A 19,654-nucleotide genomic window follows, 5' to 3' on the forward strand; every position below is an offset into this window, starting at 1 on the left:
GGAGGCTCCCCGCAGCACGGCGTCGACAACAGCCTCACCCCGAGTGATACGTGTCGCATCAGGTTTGCGATCGCCCGCTGCTGCCGATATGAGGTTGTTGGCTCAGGACGAGGGCCCACGGACACAAGGGGATCAGCGCGTGACAGGGCAGGCGGCCGGGGTGATCTGGCCGTCGGCGTCACCGCCCCCGGCCGACCCGGCGCTCGCCTGGGAGCTGCAGGACATCGGTGAGCTGCCGCGGGTCCGGGCCGAGCTCCGCCGGCACGCCATCGCCCGCCCGGCGGATCACGTCCGGCCAGGCGGCGAAGCGGCCGCCGACCTACGTGATCAATTGATCCTCGCCCTGGACGAGATGGCCTCGAACGCGCTGCGTCATGGGGCTGGGCGGGTGCGGGCCGTGGTGCGGCTGACCCCCGCTGCCTACCTGATCGAGGTCTCCGACCAGGCCATCACCGCCCCGCCGTCACCGGCCGTCGAGCGGGACCCCAGTGAGGGTGGTCTCGGCCTCTACCTGATCGCGGAGATGTCGACCGCGCACGGCTGGTACGTCAATGCCGGGTACAAGCACGTCTGGGCGCTCCTGCCCCGCCGCTGAGCGGCACTGCCCACCGCTGCGCCTCACCGCCGGTCGATCACGTCCGGCACCCGTTCCGGCCCTGCCTCGGACGGCCGCGGCCGATCCTCCGGGTGCAGCCGGATCGCGACGAGGGCCACGTCGTCCTGCAGGCCCTCCGGCCGCAGCCGTTCGATGACCTGGTCACAGAGGACGGGGAGCGGCTCGCCGGCCAGCTCGGTCACCGCGGAACACAGCCGGGCGATGCCGTCGTCGAGGGCGAGGTCCCGCCCCTCGACCAGACCGTCGGTGTAGAGCAGCAGGGTCGCCCCACGCTGCACCGTCACCACCGAGTCCGTGCGCCGTGCCGACGGGTCGACCCCCAGCATGAGCTCGGCGCGCGGGGTGGTCAGCTCCTCGACACGGCCGTCCTCGTGCAGCAGGAGTGGTGGCGGGTGGCCGGCATTGGACCAGCGCAGCCGGGCGAGCCCGGCCGCCCGCTCCTCCGGGGTCTGCTCCACGCGGGCGATCGCCGCGGTCGCCATCGTGCCCATGCCGAGGCCCTGGATGGCGGCGTCGAGCTCGGTGAGGACGGCGGCCGGCCCCGGCCCGTCGCGGTAGGCGATGCCGCGCAGCATGCCCCGCAACTGACCCATGGCCGCCGCCGCCTCGGTGTCGTGGCCCACGACGTCACCGATCACCACCACCGTGGCGCCGGAGGGCTGCAGGAAGGCGTCGTACCAGTCACCGCCGACCTCGGCCACCTCCACGGCCGGCCGGTACCGCACCACGATCTCCGCGTGGTCCGGCTGCGGCGGAGCCGTCAGCAGGCTGCGCTGGAGGCCTTCGGCCAGCCGGCGTTGCTGCTCGTAGAGCCGGGAGTTGTCCAGGGCCAGGGCGATGCGGTCGGCGAGATCGCGGGCGGTGACGACGTCCTCCTCGTCGGCCCGTGCGCGGTCGGGCGAGCGGTAGATGCTCAGCGCCCCCAACGTCCGGCCCCGGGCAGACATCGGCAACGTGACCGCCGACTGCGGCGCCAGCTGCCAGAAGACGTCACTGACCTCCCCCGGCGGCAGCGTCCGGCCGACCACCGCTCCCACGTCGTCCACCGTGCGCACCTGCCCGGAGGCCATGGCCCGCAGGATGGGCGCGTCGGGCTGCAGGGCCGCCAGCCGTAGCTCGGCGTACCTCGCGGCGGGTCGGCGCATCCCCGGGTCGCGGTGCCAGCTGCCGACGTCGCGCATGCGGCCGTCCTCGTCGACGAGGCTCACGATGACCCAGTCCCCGAGCACGGGGACCACCGACTCGGCCACCCGCTGCAGGGCCGCCTCCTCGCCCTGCCCGCTCGTGAGGGTCTCCGACAGCGCGCTCGTGACCTCCGCGACGAGGGAGAGCCGCGCCGCACTGCGGCGGGACCGCTCATCGGCGACGCGCCGTTCGGTCACGTCCAGGAAGTAGATCGACAGACCGTCGGGGCTCGGTGAGGCCCGGACCTCGTACCAGCCGTCCAGCGGGGCCGGGTAGTACGCCTCGAAGACCCGCTCACGCCCCGAGGCCACGGCGCCCCGGTAGTGCTTCTCGAAGTCGTTGCCCACGGCGGCGGGGAACAGCTCCCAGATCGACCCGCCGAGCAACTCCTCGCGCGACCGGCGCAGGAGCTTCTCGGCCTCGTGGTTGACGTAGGAGAACCGCCAGTTCCGGTCGAGGGCGAAGAACGCGGCGTTCATCGCCTCCAGCACCCGGGCGACCCGCGCGTCCCCGTGCCGCTGGGAGGTCGTGTCGAAGCCGGCGCCTACCAGCCGGACCGCGACCCCGCGGTCGTCGCTCAGTGCGCGTCCGCGGCCCTGGACCCAGCGGGTCTCTCCGGTGGGGAGTACGACCCGGAACTCCGCGTCGTACTCCCCACAGGTGTCGACGGCCGTCCGGAGCGCGTCCAGCACCCGCTCGCGGTCGTCGGGATGGCACCGGGCGGTGAAGGCGTCGATCGTCTCGTCGAACGTCGCCCGGTCGTAGCCGAAGATCTCCACCAGCCGGTCGTCCCAGACCAGCCGGCCGGTGACCAGGTCCCAGTCGAAACTGCCGATCTCCGCCGCGTCGATGGCCAGCTCGAAGCGCAACCGGTGCGCCTCGAGCTCCCGACCGAGGGCGGACAGCTCGAGCTCGGTGGCGACGGAGTCGGCGAGCTGGCGCACGAGGGCGATCTCGCTGTCGGTCCACGGCCGCGGCTCCCGGGACCAGGCCATGAGCGCTCCGACGGGCGAGCCGTCGAAGACCACCAGCGGGACGCCGAGGAAGGCGCCGACACGACCGTCGACGATCGGCGGCAGCCCCGCGACGCCGGACTGCCGGCGGGCGTCGGGCACGGCCAGCGGCTCGGGCCCGTGGTCGAGCACGACCGCACACAGCGACTCGTCGAGGGGGACCTGCCGACCGAGGCTGCCCGAGGGCAGGCCGTCTCCGCCCACGACGGTCTCGACGTCGCCGAGCAGGGAGACCGAGGCGGCGTCGGCGTCGAGCAGCCGGACGACCAGTCCGGTCAGCCGCTGGAGGGCCCGCGAGCCGAGCGCGGTGGACTCCAGCCGCCGCACCGCCGCCAACCGCCCCTCGAGGGAGCCTGCGAGCGGCTCGGGGGCGGTCACGATCAGGTTCCTTCCGCAGGGGCGGACCAGGCGCACGCGGGCCCAGCATCCGGTACAGCATTCCGGCCCGGAATTCGCCGGCCAGCAGCGGGTCCTCCTGGCCGGGGCGGGCGCCTCCAAGACTTCGGAAGGCGCCCGCCCATCGGCGGGAGGGTGGCGGACGAGGAGCTCGTCCACCGGCACGAGGCCCACGGGCCAGGCGACGTCGTCCAGCATCGCGGACCGGGAGCGGGCCGGACCGTGGACCGGTCACCGCGAGCGTTCGCCCCCTGCGGGCGCGCCGGGCGCCGATGGCCAGGGCCGCACCGGTCAGAGACCCGGGGACGAGAACGTCGCTTCCGGGTACCGGGAGGACCTGTTGTTCGCCTCGCGGACGTCTCCGGTCGGCCGGGCCGGCGTCGCCGCACACGTCTGCGCCTCCCTGGAGGGTCCGCGCGCTGCACAGGGCAGTCGGCGGTGGGTCGAGGCGAGAACCGTCGTGCGTCGAAGTCGGTCGGCGGCCGGAGTGCACCGTCGGAGGTGAGCCAGGCGCGGCCGATGTCGGCCGGCAGGGGTCGGACGGGCTCGGGGACCGAGTCGTCGGTCGCGGTCACCCGGGGAAGAGGGCGACCGGTCTCGGCGTGCTCGGGCCGTGCGGAGGACGGCGTCCAGCGGCTGGCTGCCGTGGTCGCGCTCGGAGCATGCGGATGCGTCGATCAGGTCCTCACGGGAACGAGCTCCACGTGGAACCCGGGGACCTGGATCGTCGCGCCGGCGGGGGAGACCCCCTGACCGGGCAGGACAGCGGGTCTCCCCGCGTCCGGACCAGTCCGGTCGCCGCCGGCGACGTCCTGGACGGGGTCGGCCAGCCGGTGGCCCGTGAGCGTTCAGGCGGTCCGCCCGGTCTTACGCCGGGGACGGCCACTGCTCCGCGGGGGACCGGCGGCATTCCCCGCGCGCCGGCCGACGACGCCGGACCGCGGGGAACGAGCGCCACGGCGGGGGAAGACGCCGCGGGCTGGATCGTGGGGGTGCTGGGCATCTCGCGCAGCACGACGGGACGGTCGTGCTGCGGGCGCGGCTCGGGGAAGGCGGGGCCGCCCCAGGCGAGGTACTTCCCGCCGGGGCCGGACCCCCAGAGCGCGAGTCTGCGCACCATGGACCGGAGCCGCACCGACCGCCGGGCTGGGGACGGAGCCTGTGGAGCGGCCACCGGCGGCGTCACCCGCCAGGCCAGGTACTCGCCGTGCGATCCGCCGCCCCACAGCGCCGCGCGACGGAGCAGGCCGGAGAGGCCGCCGACCGTGGGGCGCTCGGGCTCAGGGACGACGAAGACCCGGGGCCCGGTGGTCACGCGGGCCATCGGCGCCGGCTGCACGGAGCGCAGCGGAACGGTGCGGACGGCGCCCGACCGCCCACCGGCCGGCCGGTGCCGGGAGGTCCGGCGGGGCAGCGGGCGACGTGCCGCCCCGGCGGCGTCCGCGCGGTCGAGGACGTCGATCAGCCCGGCCAGGCTGCGACCCTGACCGCCGGCGCCGGGGTCGACGGCCATGCGCGCTGCGTTCGCTCGCTCGCTCACGTCGCCTCCTCAAGTCATGTCCGCAGCCGGGGAAGGTGCCGCGGACAAGGAGAAAGATAGGGATCGCCGGACCGTTTCCGGGCCATTCCCGACAAGCTCTCGAAGGCGCGTGACCTAACCGTTGTGCAGCATTTCCGAACCGGATGGCGACCCTTTCTTCACGCCGTGAACTTGTCGACAAGCTGCGCTTTTCGAGCGTGAAATTGCGAGGGATGGCGACCGGTCATTCCCCGCGAGCGCCCGACGCGCCCGGCGCGTCGGGTGGTGCGGCGGGCTGACAGGATTCCCGGGTGCCCACCCCCCTGGCGATCGACACCGACCCCGGCATCGACGACGCGCTGGCGATCCTCCTGGCCCTGGCCAGCCCGGAGGTCGACCTGAAGCTGGTGACGACGGTGCACGGCAACGTCGACCTGGCCCGGACGACGGAGAACGCCCTGCGCGTCCTGCACCTCGCCGGCCGATCCGACGTGCCCGTGGCGGCCGGGGCGCACGACTCCCTCGTCCACCCACAGCCCGAACGGGCCGGGCACGTGCACGGCACGGCGGGGCTGGGCGGGGTCGAGCTGCCGCCCTCCCCGGCCGCGGTGGACCCGCGACCCGCCGTCGTGGCCCTCACCGAACTGCTGACGGCCTCACCGGAGCCGGTCACCATTGTCGCCATCGGACCGCTGACCAACATCGCCCTGCTGCTGCGGGTCCACCCTGCGGCCGCCGCCCGGATCGGCCGGCTGGTGATCATGGGGGGCTCGGCGGCGCGCGGCGGCAACGTCACGGCGGCGGCCGAGTTCAACGTGTGGGCCGACGCGGAGGCCGCGCAGGCGGTGCTGACCTCGACCCTCCCGACGGTCCTCGTCGGCCTCGACGTCACCCTGCCCACCGTGCTCGACGAGGACGGCATCGCACGGTTCGCCGCCGCGGGACCGATCGGCGCGCGGGCCGCCGCCATCCTCCAGCAGTACGTGGACCACGCCCGGACGGCCTACGGCACCACCGGCGTCGTCGTGCACGACGCGCTGGCCGTCACCGAGGCGATCCTGCCCGGCACCCTCGGCACGGTGCGGCGCGACGTCGTCGTCGACACCGGGCTCGGCTTCGGCCGCGGCCAGACGCTGGTGGACCGGCGCACCGTGTCCACCGCCCCGACCGCCGTCGAGGTGGCCGAGCACGTCGACAGCGCGGCCGCGGTGGAGTTCCTCGTCTCCCGGCTGGCCTCGCTGGACGCCCGGCCGGTCTAGCGCCCGCGGTTCTCCTGGGTCCCGTCGACGATTCCCTGGGCGATGTCGCGGAGCTTGCGGTTGTAGCGCTGGGAGGCCTCGCGCAGGACCTCGAAGGCCTGCTCGGCATCGACGTGCCGCTGCGCCATGAGCACACCCTTGGCCTGCTCGATCACCGCCCGCGAGTCCATCGCCAGCCGCATGTTGCGGGTCTGCTCACCCAGCCGCCAGTGCGCGTCGGCGTTGGCGACCGCCACGGCGATGGTCTCGGCCACCTCGAGCCCGGCCGCCAAGGATTCCGGCGGGGCGAAGGCGGCGGGCCGGCTGGAGTAGACGTTCAGTGCGCCGATGGTCGAGCCCTGGTAGGGCAGCGGGACCGACAGCGAGCCGCGCACCGGGGTGTTCGTGCGCACGTGGGACACGTACTCCGGCCAGCGCTGCTCGGTGTTCATGTCGTCGATGCGGAGGACCACGCCGCCCCGGCCGGCGTCCATGCACGGGCCGTGGCCCCGCTCGTACTGGAGCTCGTCGGCTGCCAGGGCCATCTCGCCGTCGTACGCGGCGGTGAAGGCCTTGTCGTCGCGCAGCAGGGTGATCGAGGTGGCCTCGGCGCCGGGGATGCCCCGGGAGGCCAGCGCAGTGATCTCCCCGAGGACCTCCTCGAGCGTGCGGTCGGCCAGTACGACGCGCGCGAGGTCCCGGAGCAGTTGCTGCATGGCGACAGTCTGCCCTGCTGGACGCCCATCTCCCGCCCCCCGTGCGTCAACGATCACCATCGGTCAGGATGGACCCGGCCGGGCAGGTGCGCGGCTCGCCTGCGAAGCGGACGCGAGGGGGAGGCGATGGCCAGCGACATGGCCCGCGACACGGCCGAGGAGCCGGCCGACGACGCGTGGCCCTGTGCCCCCGTTCCCTCCGTTCCCGGTGACGTCTGGCACTGGCAGCTGGAGGCGATGCACGTCGTCTCGCGGGTGCGCAGCGACCTCCGCGCCCGCATCGCCCATCCCTCCGTGTCCTCGGCGTCCACCGAGGACGCGCGGGACGGTCTCCTCCTGGTCTTCGAGGAGCTGGCCTCCAACGCCCTGCGCCATGGCGGCGGGGATGTCCGCGCCCTGGTGGTCGCGGGGCCCGGCGGCTGGCTGCTGGACCTGAGCGACGAGGCGCCCGACCGCCCCCCTGTTCCGGCCGTCGACCGCGATCCCGCCCTGGGCGGGATGGGCCTGCACCTGGTCGCCCAGCTGTCCACGAGCTTCGGTTACGAACGACGCCCCGGCCGCAAGCACGTCTGGGCGCGGCTGCCCTCCGGCCGCAGGGAGGAGCTCGAACGCCGACGCAGGCAGCTGCCCGAGCCCCGCTCGCCCGAGCTGCGGCGGGACTGAAGAAGGACCCCCTGCCCCCCACCGGCCCGCTCCCGGGTACCGCCCCGAGCCTGCGAGAGGTGGGGAAGAGCGGGTCCTTGAACTAACGGCGGGCGGCGTCCACCGCGGCCCGGAAGCGCGCTGCGTCCTCGCGGACCGCCGTCATCGGTGCCAGCAGCTCCTGCTCCGCGACCGCCTCGATCGCGGCCCGCAGCCGTCGCTCGGCCGCGCGGGCGCGCCGCCGCGCCCGCATGCGCACCAGTGGCCGGGACACCAGGGCCAGCAGCGCGCCGGCGAGCAGTCCCCCTCCCACGAGCAGGGTGGGCAGCGGCAGCCCCTCCACCCGGGGCAGCGGGACGACGCCGTCGAGCTGGAAGAAACCCAGGACCACCAGCGCCAGCAACCACAGCGCCCCGGCCAGCGCGACGAGGGCCAGCAGCCACTGCAGACCACCGACGCCGCGCTGCCAGAGGGGAACCCGGTCCGGCCCGAGGTGGGTGCCGGCGACAGCCCGGTCCAGCCGGTCGGCCAGTTCACCCTCCGAGACCTCCACCGTGCGCCGCAGGTCGTCCCGCCACGCCTGCGGCAGGCCCTCCCCCACGACGTCCCTGGCCCGCCGCACCGCCGTCGTCACCCCGGCCAGCTCGACCGCTCCCGCCGGCGCGAGCGAGGTGCGGGCCCGCTCGTCGCCCAGGTGCAGCCGGTCGAGCGGGTCCGGCCGGAACTTCCGGATCCACCGCACGAGGGGCCAGCCGGTGCGGGCGGCACCGGCCCGCAACGTCGAGCGCTCCACGGCGGAGGTGACGGTGGGGACCCCGGCGGCCGCGGCCAGCGCGTTCCCGAGGTCCTCGACCAGCTCCGCGCGTTCCCGGCGGCCGGGCGCTGGCCCGTCGTCGACCGCGTGCTGCCCGAGTGCCGCGGCCGCGGCACGCACGTCGGCGGTGAGCCGGTCGGTGGCCGCGCGCCGGGCCGCCACCCGGTGGGCGAGTTCGCCGCGCAGCTCGGCGACACCGATCCCGGTCCGGCCGGAGACGGCAAGCAGCGGGACCGCGGCGAGCCCCTCCCGGTCGAGCAGTGCACGCAGATCGGTCAGGCACTCCTTCGCCGCGACCGGCTCCAGCCGGTCGATCTGGTTGAGCACGACGAGCAGCACGCCGGCGTGCCCGGCCAACGGCTCCAGGTAGCGGTCGTGGACGGCGGCGTCGGCGTACTTCTCCGGGTCCAGGACCCACACCAGGACGTCGACCAGGCCGACCAGACGGTCGACCTCGAGACGGTGCTCGAGCCGGACGCTGTCGTGGTCGGGCAGATCGAGCAGGACGAGCCCGTCCAGAGCCGGCTCGGGCGCGTGCCGGTACCGGCGAGGAACCTCCAGCCAGTCCAGCAGCCCGTCGGCGCTCTGCTCGCCCCAGGTGGTGGCGTGAGCGACGCCGGTGGTGGGTCGGCGGACGCCGGGAGTGCTGACCTCGCTGCCGGAGAGAGCGTTGAACAGGGTGGACTTGCCACTGCCGGTGGCACCGGCGAGGGCCACGACGGTCGCGTCGCCCAGCGCAGCGCGGGCGCCGGCCTTGGCCAGCAGGGAACGGGCCTTCGACACCTCCGGGACCTCGAGCCGCCCCTCGGCCACCTCGACGGCCTCGCGCAACGCGGCCAACCGGTCGGCCAAGGGCGTCTCCCGGCGGCTCATGCGACTGCCCTGCGGGCTGCAGCCAGCTCGCGCACGGCCGCGCGGAGCGCCTCGGCGGCGTCGGGAGTGGGCGCGGCGGCGTCCACCCGCTGGTCGAAACGATCCTGCTCGTACCGCAGCAAGGCATCGGCCCGGCGCTGCAGGTCCTCCCGGGCCCGGGCCGCCAGCGACCGCACGGCTGCGTCGCCGAACACGGCCTCGAGCACCCGCTGGCCGACGGCGGTCGTTCCGCCGGCCACGGCGATCTCCCCTCCGGTCAGCCCACCGGTGTGGGCGAAGACGGCCACCATGACCACCGCCCCGGCTCCGTTGACCCCCCACGAGAGGAGCCGGGCCGTCGACCGCTTGTCCGCGCCCTGGTCCCGGACGAGGTCCAGCACCGTCCCCTGCCAGTCACGCACCTGGGCGGCCGCGGCCTCCGGGAAGTCGGGGGACACCTGCTCGAGCTCCCGCTCGTCACCGGCCAGGAGCTGGGCGCCCGCCGGCAGGGAGCGCCAGGCGGTCACCGTGCGCTCGGCGGCACGGTCGGCCTCGGCGCGCAGCAGCCGCTCCACACTGTTCTCCAACGCGTCCTGCAGGTCGTCCACCGGCGTAGGGCGGCCGGTGACGGCGCTGACCACCCGGTCACGCAACCGGCTGACCTGGCCCTGCAGCGCTCGCATCCACTCGCCGGTGCCGACGAACTCCTGCCACCGGGCCAGGACCTCACCGCGCAACAGCGTCCCGCTCCGGACGCCGTCGTCGATGCCCTCGTAGGCGGCGGTGTAGGCGGCGGCCGCCGCGGCGCGGAGGGCGTCCGCCACGACGATCTGCTCGTCCACGGCGGACGCGACGCCGGCCACGCGCTCCTCGAGGCTGGCCAGCGCGCCGGTCAGCGTCTGACGGACTACGGCGGCGCGAGCCTCCTGATCGGCGGCGAGATCGTGCAGCCACGTCCGCAGCGGGGCCACCTGGGCCTCGGGCAGCATCCCGTCCGCCAGCGCCCGCTCCTCGACGACGAAGAGCCGCGCGCCCTCCAGCCGGGCGCGTTGCAGCATCCCCCGCAGGTCGGCGGACACCTCGTCCGCGGCCTCGGGGGGCACCCGGTCCAGGACCACGGCGAGCGCGGTCCCGCGTTCCTGGGCCGTACGGAGCAGGTCCCAGGGCACCGCATCGGCATAGCGGGCAGCCGTCGTGACGAAGATCCAGAGGTCGGCCGCCGCCAGCAGCTGACCGGCCAGTTCCCGGTTGGACTCGACCACGGAGTCGACGTCGGGGGCGTCCAGGAGGGCCAGCCCCGCGGGGACGTCGTCCCGGGCGACCAGCTGCACGGTTCCCGGACCGCCAGCGCCGCCCGTGACGCGGGCCAGCCCGGGCAGGACCCGGTCGCCGGAGAACGCGCCCACGTCCGCACGCGCGCAGACCAGCACCGGGGCACGCGTGGTGGGCCGCAGGACGCCGGCGGTCGTCACCGGAGCGCCGATCAGGCTGTTGACCAGCGTCGACTTGCCCGCGCCGGTCGAGCCGCCGACGACGGTCAGCAGCGGGGCGTCGAGATCACCGAGCCGGGGGAGCAGGTAGTCGTCGATCTGGTCGCGGACGGCGCGGGCCGCCCGCGCGGCGGCATCGCGCTCCGGCGTGGCCAGCCCGAGCGGCGTCGTCGCCAGCTGGTTCCGGAGCGCCGCAAGGGCGTCGGGCAGCCGGATGGGCGGGGCGCTCACACGTCCTCCTCGCCGATGCTGGCCGGTCGTGCGACCGGGGTGCTGAGCTTCCTCGTGACCTCGCACGCTCGGTCACTCCACTCTCTGCCCCGAGAGAGGCCGGACTACCCCCGCAGACCGGGAGGGGAGTCGTCGGCCCTCCGGGCGCGCTCCTCACGCAGCGCCTGGAAGACCCGCCGGCGCACGCGGTCCTGCTCCTTCTCCGGGATGTCGACGAAGCTGATGGAGATGATCCAGCGGGCGCCCCGGGCCTGGGTGCGCACCACCTCGGCCCTGGTCCTGACGGCGGCGTCCTCGAGGTGGATCGTCAGGGTCAGCTTCGCCCCTGCCTCGGGCGGCGCGCCCAGCCCCTCGAACTCGGCGCGCAGCCCGGCCTCGCTCAGGTCGAGGGTCGTGCCCTTGAGTCTGATCGACCCGTGCTGGCCCTCTACCGGGACGGCGATCCGCCCACGGACGGCCTTGCGCCGCTGGCTGGTCTCGGCCGGGCCGGTCATCCGCATGCGCCAGCGGACGACGGCGCCCTGCTCGACCTCGGTGACGTCGGCGGGGACTACCCGCTGGGTGTCCTCGGCCCTCCAGAAGACCTCGACGGGGTCTCCGACCCGGACCACGACCTGCTCGACGAACTCCCCCGTCGACGGCCGGACGGCGATGAAGCCGTCGTGGACGACCTCGACCCGGGAGCTGACGGAGATTCCGCGACCGGTCAGCGTCACCTCTGCCTCGGTCTGCTCCACCGGGTGGTCGACACCGGGCACGCTCGTCATGGGTCCTCTCCGATGGATACCGCGCGGAGCACGGGCCCGTGGGACCCGGATCGCCACCCCGCGGTGGGGCACGGTGACCCCCGGCCGGGGGTCGGCCACGCTGCCGGTCCCCGACTCGCCGCACGACGCGCGCATCGTGCGTCACGGCAGGTCATCGGCCGCGGACGGACGGTCTGCAAGCGCAGTCCCCTGCATGTCACCCGGAAGGAGCAGGTCGCCGCCGACCACAGGGAGGCAGACGGGCACGACGTGGAGACGGCGAGGTCGCGGCCGGGGCGCCGACCACGTTCGCCCGGTGGCGTCGTTCCTGTGTGGACGGCGTCCTAGCGATCGCGCCGGGCGTTGAAGCTGGTGACGAAGTCCCGCAGGCTGCGCGTGGGCCGCAGCCAGGCGCCGTCCGGCGGGAGGGCGTCCAGGCGCACCCGGTCCAGCGGCTCCACGAACGCCCCGGGAACGTCCTCGATGTCGATGAACCGGAGCAGTTCGGAACTGATCGCGTACCCCGCGACCTCGCTGAAGGCGACCACGACGACCTCGGTGCCTTCGCGCACCAGCTGTTCCAGCGGCTCGGCGAAGTTCCGCCCGTCCCCCGAGAACACGACCAGCCGGCGCAGCCGGTGGCTGTGCGCCCGCACGGCGATGTGGTCGAGCATGTCCTGGTCGATGTCGTCGTCGGGCTGCGACTTGGGGCGTGCGAACACCGAGTACCCGAAGCCGCGCAGCGCCTCGACCCAGCGCTGGAGCGTGCCGGGCACCGGAGGGATGTTGGCGAAGACGCAGGCCTCGACCTCGGGCGCTCCCTGCGCTGCCGGATCGCCCGCGCCCTCGACGAACCAGGCCGCGATGGCGTCGAAGCGGGGGCGGGACGCCGCGGTGGGCCGGGCACCGATGACCGTGGACAGGGTCATGTCGATGTTCGGCGCATCCCAGATGAGGAGGTCCAGCGCCGGCCGTTGCCGCCCCTCGACGGTGGCTGCGGCGGGCAGCGTGGTGGCCGCCGCGGTCACCGGTCCCTCCTCGGTCAAGGTGGCGAGTTCGGCGTCGAGGCTGTCGGGCACGGGAGCAGTCTGCCGCGTCGGGCGGTCGCCGGCGTGCTGCGGTGCCTGCGGAGGCACGCCCGCCGGGCGTGGCGGGCCGGCCGGCGCCGTCGCCCGGCGGCCGCCGCGGCGGCCGATCATCCGGCCTGCGGGACTGCGCAGCCGGCCATGGCGAGCGCACAGACATCGCCGCCGGCGGCCCGGATCCCCCGGACCCAGCCAGGGATCGCCTCGGCCGGCATGGGCTGGCCGAGGAGCCAGCCCTGGGCCAGGTCGCAGCCGGCCGCCCGCACCATCCGGAGGTGCTCGGGGGTCTCGACCCCCTCCGCCACGGAGCTGATCCCGAGGGTCCGGGTCAGCCCGACGATGGCGGTGAGCACCGCACCGGTCTCACCGGCGACCGCGCGCTCGGCCGCAGTCAGCAGCGAGCGGTCGATCTTCAGCGTGCCGATCGGCAAGGAGAACAGCTGCGCCAGGGACGACCAGCCGGTGCCGAAGTCGTCGATGGCGACCCGCACGCCGAAGCTGCGCAGCACGGTCAGCTGGTCCTCGGCGCGGGTGGGATCTTCGGCGACGCTGGTCTCGGTGAGTTCGAGGACCAGCTGGTCGGCCGGCAGTCCGGAGTCGCGCAGGGCCACCCGTACGTCCCGGACCAGGGTCTCGGCGGAGAAGTGCCGGGCGCTCACGTTCACCGACATGCGCAACGGAAGGCCGTCGGCGGCCCACTCGGCGGCCTTGCGGGTCGTCTCCCGGAGCAGCCACCGGGTGATCGGGATGACCTGCCCCGTCTCCTCGGCCACCGACAGAAAGGTGTCGGGAGGCAGCAACCCGCGCTCGGGGTGCTGCCACCGGACGAGCGCCTCCACGCCGTCGACCTCGCCGGTGTCGAGGCGGATCACCGGCTGGTAATGGACGACGAGCTGGTCGATCGCGTCACCGCGCAGGCGGGTCGCGACCTCCAGCCGCCAGCGGGCGGCCTCGCGCAGCCCGGGGGAGAACAGGTGGACCCGGTCACGGCCGGAGCTCTTGGCGGCGAACATCGCGGCGTCGGCGTCGCTCAGCAGCTGGTGCGGATCGCGGACGTCGGACCGGGACACGGCGACGCCGATGCTCGCCGACAGCGGCACGGATATCCCGGACGCCGTGAACGGAAGGGCCAACGTGGTCTGCAGGCGGAACGCCAGCGCGGCGGCTTCCGCCTGGTCGCACTCCCGGGCGAGGACGACGAACTGGTCGGCACCGAGCCGGCCCACGGCGTCCCCGGGACGAACCTGCTCGGTGAGCCGCTCCCCCACCTGGCGCAGCACGCGGTCACCGATCTGGTGGCCGAGCGAGTCGTTGACGGTCTTGAACCCGTCGAGGTCCAGGACCAGCAGTGCGGTGCCGGGCGCATCCGGGGCACCCACGGCCAGCGCGTTGGCGATCATGTCCAGCAGGGTCGCCCGGTTCGGCAGTCCGGTCAGGTCGTCGTGGCCGGCACGCCAGGCCAGCGCCTGCTCACCGCGGACCCGCTCGGTGACGTCCGTGTGGGTCACCACGACGCGGCGCGAGGCGGGAACGCGGGCCGCCTGCAGGTGGAACCACGTCACGAACGACCCCAGCCGAGTCGAGTACTGGTAATCGAACGAGCCGGGGGGACCGTCCACGGGCTCGGCCTGCAGCCGGCTGAAAGCCGCTGCGATCGCGGCGGCGTCGGCCGGCCGGAGCCCCCATGAGATGGCGTCGATGTATCCGTCGCCGACCCTGCCGGGCTGGATGCCGCTGCTGCGCAGCAGTTCGCCGTCCGAGTCCCAGGCACGGTTGGTGACCAGGATCCGGCCACCCTCGTCCACCAGCACCGTGGCCGATCGGAGCGCGGCGAGCACGGCGGTGAGTTCCCCCAGCTCGGTCTGCCGCCGCTCCTGGGTGCGGTACGAGGCATCGATGTCCCGGAAGAACACGGCCAGTCCGTCGGCGTGCGGGAAGACGCGCACCTCGTACCAGCGGTCCTGTGGCTCGTGGTAGTACGCGAACTGGCGAGGCTGCCGGTCGGTGTGCACCTCCCGCAGATGGGTCTCCGCGACCGTCCCCCGGGACGTGGGGAAGTTCTCGAGCGCGTGCCGACCGATGAGCTCGTCGGCGCGGCGCTCGAGGAGTGCTTCGGCTGCGGCGTTGACGTACGTCACGCGACCGTCGCGATCGAGCCGGTAGACGGCGTCGGGGACGCCGGCCAGCAGGTCGGGATGACCTGTCCGGGACCCGTCGTCGTCGTGCTGCACGCTGCCCGCTCTCGTCCACTGGTCGCCGGTCCGCGCGAGGCGGACAATTACGGTACGGCACCGTCCGACATCGCCGTCGGTGTCCGTGGGTGACACGAGAGTAGCCACCCCGAGGGGTGATCAGACAGTCACGATCGACGCGCGTTCGACGATCGCCCCGACAGCCGCGGTGGCCGGGAGCATCCCGAGCACGCCACCACCGTGACCGCCCAGGCGGGATGCGCAGAAGGCGTCGGCGACCGCGGCGGGTGCGTGCCGCAGGAGCAGCGAGCCCTGGAGGCAGAGAGCCAGCTGACCGGCGATCCGCCGCGCCCGGAAGGGCAGCTGGTCGGGGTCGCCGAGCTCGTCGTGCAGCCGCTTCACCGCGTCGTCGAACCGATGGTCCAGACCCCGCGCGAGCTCGATCTCGGCGCTCACTGCAGCGAGCGTGTCCGACGAGCGGCCCATGGCCCGCAGCACGTCCAGCGCTATGACGTTCCCCGAGCCCTCCCAGATGGAGTTCAGCGGCGACTGCCGGTAGAGGCGCGGCAGCCCCGACTCCTCGACGTAGCCGTTGCCGCCCAGCACCTCCATCGCCTCCGCGACGACCCCCGGCGTCCGCTTGCACACCCAGTACTTCGCCGCCGCGCCGGCCAGCCGCAGGAACGCCGACTCCCCCGCGTCGACGGCCGCGGCCAGCCGGACGACCAGAGCGGTCGCCGCCTCGCTCTCCACGGCGAGGTCCGCCAGGACGTTCTGCATGAGCGGCTGGTCGACCAGCATCGCCCCGAACGCCCGCCGGTGACGGGCGTGGTGGATCGCCTGGGTCAAGGCGGCGCGCACCGTGGCGGCCGAGCCGAGGACGCAGTCCAGCCTGGTCATGTTGACCATCTCGATGATCGCCGGAACGCCCCTGCCCGGCTCCCCCACCAGCCAGGCCGCCGTGTCCTCGAACTCCACCTCGGTGGAGGCGTTGGACCGGTCGCCGAGCTTGTCCTTGAGGCGCTGCAGGCGGAAGACGTTGCGACTGCCGTCCGGCAGCACCCGCGGGACGGCGAAGCAGGAGACGCCCTCCTCGAGCTGGGCCAGCACGAGGAACAGGTCGCTCATCGGCGCCGAGGTGAACCACTTGTGCCCGGTGAGCCGGTAGGAGCCGTCGTCCTGCGGAACGGCACGCGTGGTGTTGGCCCGGACGTCGGAGCCGCCCTGCTTCTCCGTCATGCCCATGCCCGCGATCAGCCCCCGCTTGCCGGTCGGCTCGGCGAGCCCGAACTGGTAGGCGGTCGCGGTGAGCCCCGGTTCGAAGCGTGCGGCGAGCTCGGGGCTGCGGCGCAGCGCCGGGACGGCGGCATAGGTCATCGTCGTCGGGCAGCCGTGCCCCATCTCGACCTGTGTCCAGCCGAAGTAGCCGACCGCCCGGCGCACGTGGGCGTGCCGGTCACCGGCCTGTGCGGCCGCCCACGGGGCGCCGGCCAGGCCGTTCTCCACCGCCGTGCGCATCAGGTCGTGCCAGTAGGGGTGGAACTCGACCTCGTCGACGCGGTGGCCGTATCGGTCGTGGGTGCGCAGCTTCGGCGGGTTCTCGTTCGCCAGCCGGCCCCACTCCTGCGCCTGCTCGCTGCCGGCCAGCCGGCCGAGACCGGCCAGGGACTCCAGTGTCCGCGCGCCGGCGTGCCGGATGCAGGCCTCGGCGAGGGCAGCATCGCCCGCGATGGGGTCGTGGCCGATCAGGGGCGGAACCTGGTTGGTCACCTCGTGCGTCCTGCTCATGGAGGGCACCGTACGAGATCTCCGCACCTCCGGGCGCGCACGGCCGAATGCCCGCCCGGGTGCCGTGCGGCGCCCGGGCGGGCATTCGGGAGCTCACCGGTCAGTTACCCCGGCGATCGGGATCAGTTCTGCGAGATGGACTGGTCAGTCGAGTTGCTGTTCGTCGCGGACGACACCGCGACGTTGTTGTTCGACTGCTTGTTGGACTGGTCACCGGAGCTGAGGATCGCCACGTTCGCAGCGGCGTTCACCGGGGCGACCTGGTTGGCCGTCGCCGACGAGGTGGCCGTCTGCTCGGTCGCGTTGGACTGCTCGGCCTCCTGCTCGCCACTGCTGGAACCACCCGAACCGGCCACCGCCTGCTGCTGGTCGACGGTCTGGGTGGTCCCGTTCTCGTTGGACGCCTCGGACGCCGCAACGTTGTTGTTCGACTGCTCGTTGGACTGGTCACCGGAGCTGAGGATCGCCACGTTCGCAGCGGCGTTCACCGGGGCGACCTGGTTGGCCGTCGCCGACGAGGTGGCCGTCTGCTCGGTCGCGTTGGACTGCTCGGCCTCCTGCTGGCCACTGCTGGAACCACCGGAACCGGCCACCGCCTGCTGCTGGTCGACGGTCTGGGTGGTCTCGTTCTCGTTGGACGCCTCGGACGCCGCAACGTTGTTGTTCGACTGCTCGTTGGACTGGTCACCGGAGCTGAGGATCGCCACGTTCGCAGCGGCGTTCACCGGGGCGACCTGGTTGGCCGTCGCCGACGAGGTGGCCGTCTGCTCGGTCGCGTTGGACTGCTCGGCCTCCTGCTGGCCACTGGTCCGACCGTGGTGGCCGCCGTCCTGGCTGCCGTAGTGGTCGTGGTGCTTCCCGTAGTCGTCGTGCTTCTTGCAGTAGTCCCCCTTCTTCTTGTCGTGCTTCTTGGGCGGGGTCACCTTCTGGTGCTGTTCTGCCGACTGCTGGGTGGCGTTGTAGTTGCCTGCCCAGGAGAAGGCGAGGTTGTTGTTCGACTGCTCGTTGGACTGGTCCCCACCGGAGCCCAGGCTCAGGAACGAGAAGTTGGCGCCGAGGTTCGCCGGGAAGAGCTGCCTGGCCGTCGCGGTCGACGTGGCGTCCTGCGTCGTCCGGTTGTCCTGGGTCGCCGTCTGGTTCCCGGCGCTCCCGGGCTTGTACGTGCTGTGGTCGCCGCCGGCGAGGGCGGTGCCGGTGATGCAGGCGCTGATGGCCAGTCCCATGACGGAGGTGGCCAGGGCGCGTGAGCTCGTGCGTGACATGAGTTGTTCTCCCTGTGCTGCAGCAGGCCGATCGGCCTGGACTGCGTGACGTGATGGACAGCGGGCCGCCTGGGCCGGCTGCGGGTGGACGGTTCGTGTGCTCCCATGTGCCGTGCCGAGGGCGTGAGCACGCCGTGCAGCGGGCTCGCCTCGGGGCAGCGGGGCTAGGCCGGACCGACCAGGACAGGGAAGTACAGGCGCGGCGTCATCGACGACGCTCGATCGGCGAGCGTGCGCAGGAGAAGCGGAACGACGAGGGCCAGCAGGGCCGCGAGGACGGCCACTCCGAGGCCCGCCGACCCGCTGCTGCCGTTCATGCTGGATGCGGGGCCGGACGCGCCGGAGACAGAGGGGGAAGCAGCCGGCATCGTCGAGTCCGGCCAGGCAAGCGCGGTGCTCGCGGGACTCGACGCTGACCCGTACTGAAGAGTCCCGACAGCGATGTCGGCGGGCAGGCTGCGAGCGATGGGTCCGACCCGCTCGGCCAGAGCGGCGACGGAGCCGGCGCCCACGACGTTCACGGTGGCGGCGACGACGGCCGGGTCCGTGACCAGCACGGGGCCGACGCCCGCAACCGAGCTCGCCAGCGGCTCACCGGCGACCAGCTGAGTGTTCCGCACCGGAGCGGCGCCGGCCGCCGGCGTGGCCTCGGAGGCGGCACTCGGCGCACCGGCGGGGGTGGCACTCGGCCCACCGGAAGTGCCGGCACTCGGCCCACCGGCGGTCGTGGCACTCGGCGCACCGGCGCCGGCAAGCACACCCGGGTCGGCGGTCGCCGGAAGGGCGGTCTCAGGCACCGTGACCCCGGGGGCCGCCGGGGCGTCGACGAGGACGCTGGAGAAAGTCGGAAGGGGAACGACCGTCCCGGGAACCGGGGCGACGGCAGTGGCAGGAGTCGGAACGACGGGCGCGACGACGGCGGGGAACGGGCCTTCGACGACGCCGGTCACCACACCGCTGGCGGTGCCGGTGACCGTGCTCGCGGCGGAGGCGACCTGCTGGGTGGTGTTGACCACCGACGCCGTCTGCGACGCCGCCGCACTGGCGGTCTGCGCCACCGTCTGGATGGTGCTGCTGCTCGTGCCGGCGACCGCGCTCACCGAGTCGGCGGTGCCGGTGACGGTGCTCGCGGCGGAGGCGACCTGCTGGGTGGTGTTGACCACCGACGCCGTCTGCGACGCCGCCGCACCGGCGGTCTGCGCCACCGTCTGGATGGTGCTGCTGCTCGTGCCGGCGACCGCGCTCACCGAGTCGGCGGTGCCGGTGACGGTGCTCGCGGCGGAGGCGACCTGCTGGGTGGTGTTGACCACCGACGCCGTCTGCGACGCCGCCGCGCCGGCGGTCTGCGCCACCGTCTGGGTGGTGCTGTTGTCCGTGCCGGCGACCGCGCTCGTCCGTGCGGGGGACCCGTCCGCGGGGCTGCCCGTCGCGAGGGGCGCCGCCGTCGTCGTCGCCGAGGTGTCGGCGGCGGGAACCGGCCGAGCCTCGGCCACGGCGGTCGCGTCCTGCCGGGTGTCGTTCTCGACGGCGGCCGCCTGCGAGGCGGGAGCCGACGGGGCGGCCTGCTGCTCGACCGACTGCACGGTGCTGTTGCTGTTGCCCGCGACCGCCGAGGCACTCGACGTCGCCGTCGGGGCGCTGCTTCCGCCGCCCGGAGGCGCCGGCGCGTCGAGGACCTGTGTGGCGCGGGGCGCCGGGGGGTCGGGGGCCGCGGCCGCGATCTGCGCGAACGCGAAGAGGAGGGCGGAGAACCCCACCGTCAGGCCGGCGCACACGGCGATCCGCACCAGCCCGAGCGCCACGGCCCAGCCGAGTGCAGGGCTACCCCCGTCCAGAGCCAGGGAGTCCACGGGACGGCAGGCTGCTGCC

The 19,654-nt window shown here is 74.0% G+C and carries 14 protein-coding genes; 3 read left to right on the forward strand and 11 right to left on the reverse strand.

Annotated features, from left to right (window positions below; translation table 11 throughout):
* The first annotated feature begins 139 nt into the window (after window positions 1–139).
* Window positions 140–595 (forward strand): ATP-binding protein, encoded by a 456-nt coding sequence (locus tag CHB94_RS14290; RefSeq protein WP_089337230.1) that lies wholly within the window; start codon window positions 140–142, stop codon window positions 593–595.
* Window positions 596–618: 23 nt separating this feature from the next.
* Here CHB94_RS14290 and CHB94_RS14295 read toward each other — a convergent pair whose 3' ends face one another.
* Window positions 619–3,192: a SpoIIE family protein phosphatase gene (locus CHB94_RS14295; RefSeq protein WP_089337231.1), complete on the reverse strand. Its 2,574-nt coding sequence runs from the start codon at window positions 3,190–3,192 to the stop codon at window positions 619–621.
* Between the two features lie 703 nt (window positions 3,193–3,895).
* Window positions 3,896–4,750, reverse strand: coding sequence for a hypothetical protein (locus CHB94_RS14305; RefSeq protein WP_141137508.1), 855 nt, complete (start codon window positions 4,748–4,750; stop codon window positions 3,896–3,898).
* 290 nt (window positions 4,751–5,040) lie between these two features.
* Here CHB94_RS14305 and CHB94_RS14310 point away from each other — a divergent pair, with 290 nt between their 5' ends.
* Window positions 5,041–5,988, forward strand: a complete 948-nt coding sequence (locus tag CHB94_RS14310) for a nucleoside hydrolase (protein WP_089337234.1) — start codon at window positions 5,041–5,043, stop codon at window positions 5,986–5,988.
* Here CHB94_RS14310 and CHB94_RS14315 read toward each other — a convergent pair.
* Window positions 5,985–6,683, reverse strand: a complete 699-nt coding sequence (locus tag CHB94_RS14315) for a GAF and ANTAR domain-containing protein (protein ID WP_089337235.1) — start codon at window positions 6,681–6,683, stop codon at window positions 5,985–5,987. The two genes, CHB94_RS14310 and CHB94_RS14315, sit on opposite strands and share 4 nt — an antisense overlap.
* A gap of 126 nt (window positions 6,684–6,809) precedes the next feature.
* Between CHB94_RS14315 and CHB94_RS14320 the strand changes: the two genes are divergently transcribed.
* Window positions 6,810–7,346, forward strand: coding sequence for an ATP-binding protein (locus CHB94_RS14320; protein WP_254920646.1), 537 nt, complete (start codon window positions 6,810–6,812; stop codon window positions 7,344–7,346).
* A gap of 82 nt (window positions 7,347–7,428) precedes the next feature.
* Here CHB94_RS14320 and CHB94_RS14325 read toward each other — a convergent pair whose 3' ends face one another.
* The 8 genes from CHB94_RS14325 to CHB94_RS14360 form a co-directional block, all read right to left on the reverse strand.
* Window positions 7,429–9,012, reverse strand: a complete 1,584-nt coding sequence (locus CHB94_RS14325; protein WP_089337236.1) for a GTPase — start codon at window positions 9,010–9,012, stop codon at window positions 7,429–7,431.
* Entirely contained in the window at window positions 9,009–10,712 is a 1,704-nt protein-coding gene (locus CHB94_RS14330; protein ID WP_089337237.1) for a GTPase domain-containing protein, read from the reverse strand. Before CHB94_RS14330 ends, CHB94_RS14325 begins: the two co-directional genes overlap by 4 nt.
* A 104-nt stretch (window positions 10,713–10,816) precedes the next feature.
* Window positions 10,817–11,479 carry a flagellar brake protein gene (locus CHB94_RS14335; protein WP_176445566.1) on the reverse strand — a complete coding sequence of 221 codons (663 nt, stop codon included), beginning with the start codon at window positions 11,477–11,479 and terminating at the stop codon, window positions 10,817–10,819.
* A gap of 323 nt (window positions 11,480–11,802) precedes the next feature.
* Window positions 11,803–12,537: an NYN domain-containing protein gene (locus tag CHB94_RS14340; protein ID WP_254920647.1), complete on the reverse strand. Its 735-nt coding sequence runs from the start codon at window positions 12,535–12,537 to the stop codon at window positions 11,803–11,805.
* Window positions 12,538–12,653: 116 nt separating this feature from the next.
* Window positions 12,654–14,774 carry a putative bifunctional diguanylate cyclase/phosphodiesterase gene (locus CHB94_RS14345; protein ID WP_089337240.1) on the reverse strand — a complete coding sequence of 707 codons (2,121 nt, stop codon included), beginning with the start codon at window positions 14,772–14,774 and terminating at the stop codon, window positions 12,654–12,656.
* Between the two features lie 120 nt (window positions 14,775–14,894).
* Window positions 14,895–16,523: an acyl-CoA dehydrogenase family protein gene (locus tag CHB94_RS14350; protein ID WP_089337241.1), complete on the reverse strand. Its 1,629-nt coding sequence runs from the start codon at window positions 16,521–16,523 to the stop codon at window positions 14,895–14,897.
* Window positions 16,524–16,645: 122 nt separating this feature from the next.
* Window positions 16,646–17,785 (reverse strand): hypothetical protein, encoded by a 1,140-nt coding sequence (locus tag CHB94_RS14355; RefSeq protein ID WP_089337242.1) that lies wholly within the window; start codon window positions 17,783–17,785, stop codon window positions 16,646–16,648.
* 164 nt (window positions 17,786–17,949) lie between these two features.
* Window positions 17,950–19,635: a hypothetical protein gene (locus tag CHB94_RS14360; protein ID WP_141137509.1), complete on the reverse strand. Its 1,686-nt coding sequence runs from the start codon at window positions 19,633–19,635 to the stop codon at window positions 17,950–17,952.
* Window positions 19,636–19,654 lie beyond the last annotated feature (19 nt).

The organism is Blastococcus mobilis, assembly GCF_900188025.1.
GTDB lineage: Bacteria > Actinomycetota > Actinomycetes > Mycobacteriales > Geodermatophilaceae > Blastococcus_B > Blastococcus_B mobilis.

Excerpts from the sequence above, each read along its gene's own strand:
- CHB94_RS14315 (WP_089337235.1), bottom strand. The coding sequence starts at position 6,683 with ATGCAGCAACTGCTCCGGGACCTCGCGCGCGTCGTACTGGCCGACCGC.
- CHB94_RS14320 (WP_254920646.1), top strand. The coding sequence starts at position 6,810 with ATGGCCAGCGACATGGCCCGCGACACGGCCGAGGAGCCGGCCGACGAC.
- CHB94_RS14325 (WP_089337236.1), bottom strand. The coding sequence starts at position 9,012 with ATGAGCCGCCGGGAGACGCCCTTGGCCGACCGGTTGGCCGCGTTGCGC.
- CHB94_RS14335 (WP_176445566.1), bottom strand. The coding sequence starts at position 11,479 with ATGACGAGCGTGCCCGGTGTCGACCACCCGGTGGAGCAGACCGAGGCA.
- CHB94_RS14350 (WP_089337241.1), bottom strand. The coding sequence starts at position 16,523 with ATGAGCAGGACGCACGAGGTGACCAACCAGGTTCCGCCCCTGATCGGC.
- CHB94_RS14355 (WP_089337242.1), bottom strand. The coding sequence starts at position 17,785 with ATGTCACGCACGAGCTCACGCGCCCTGGCCACCTCCGTCATGGGACTG.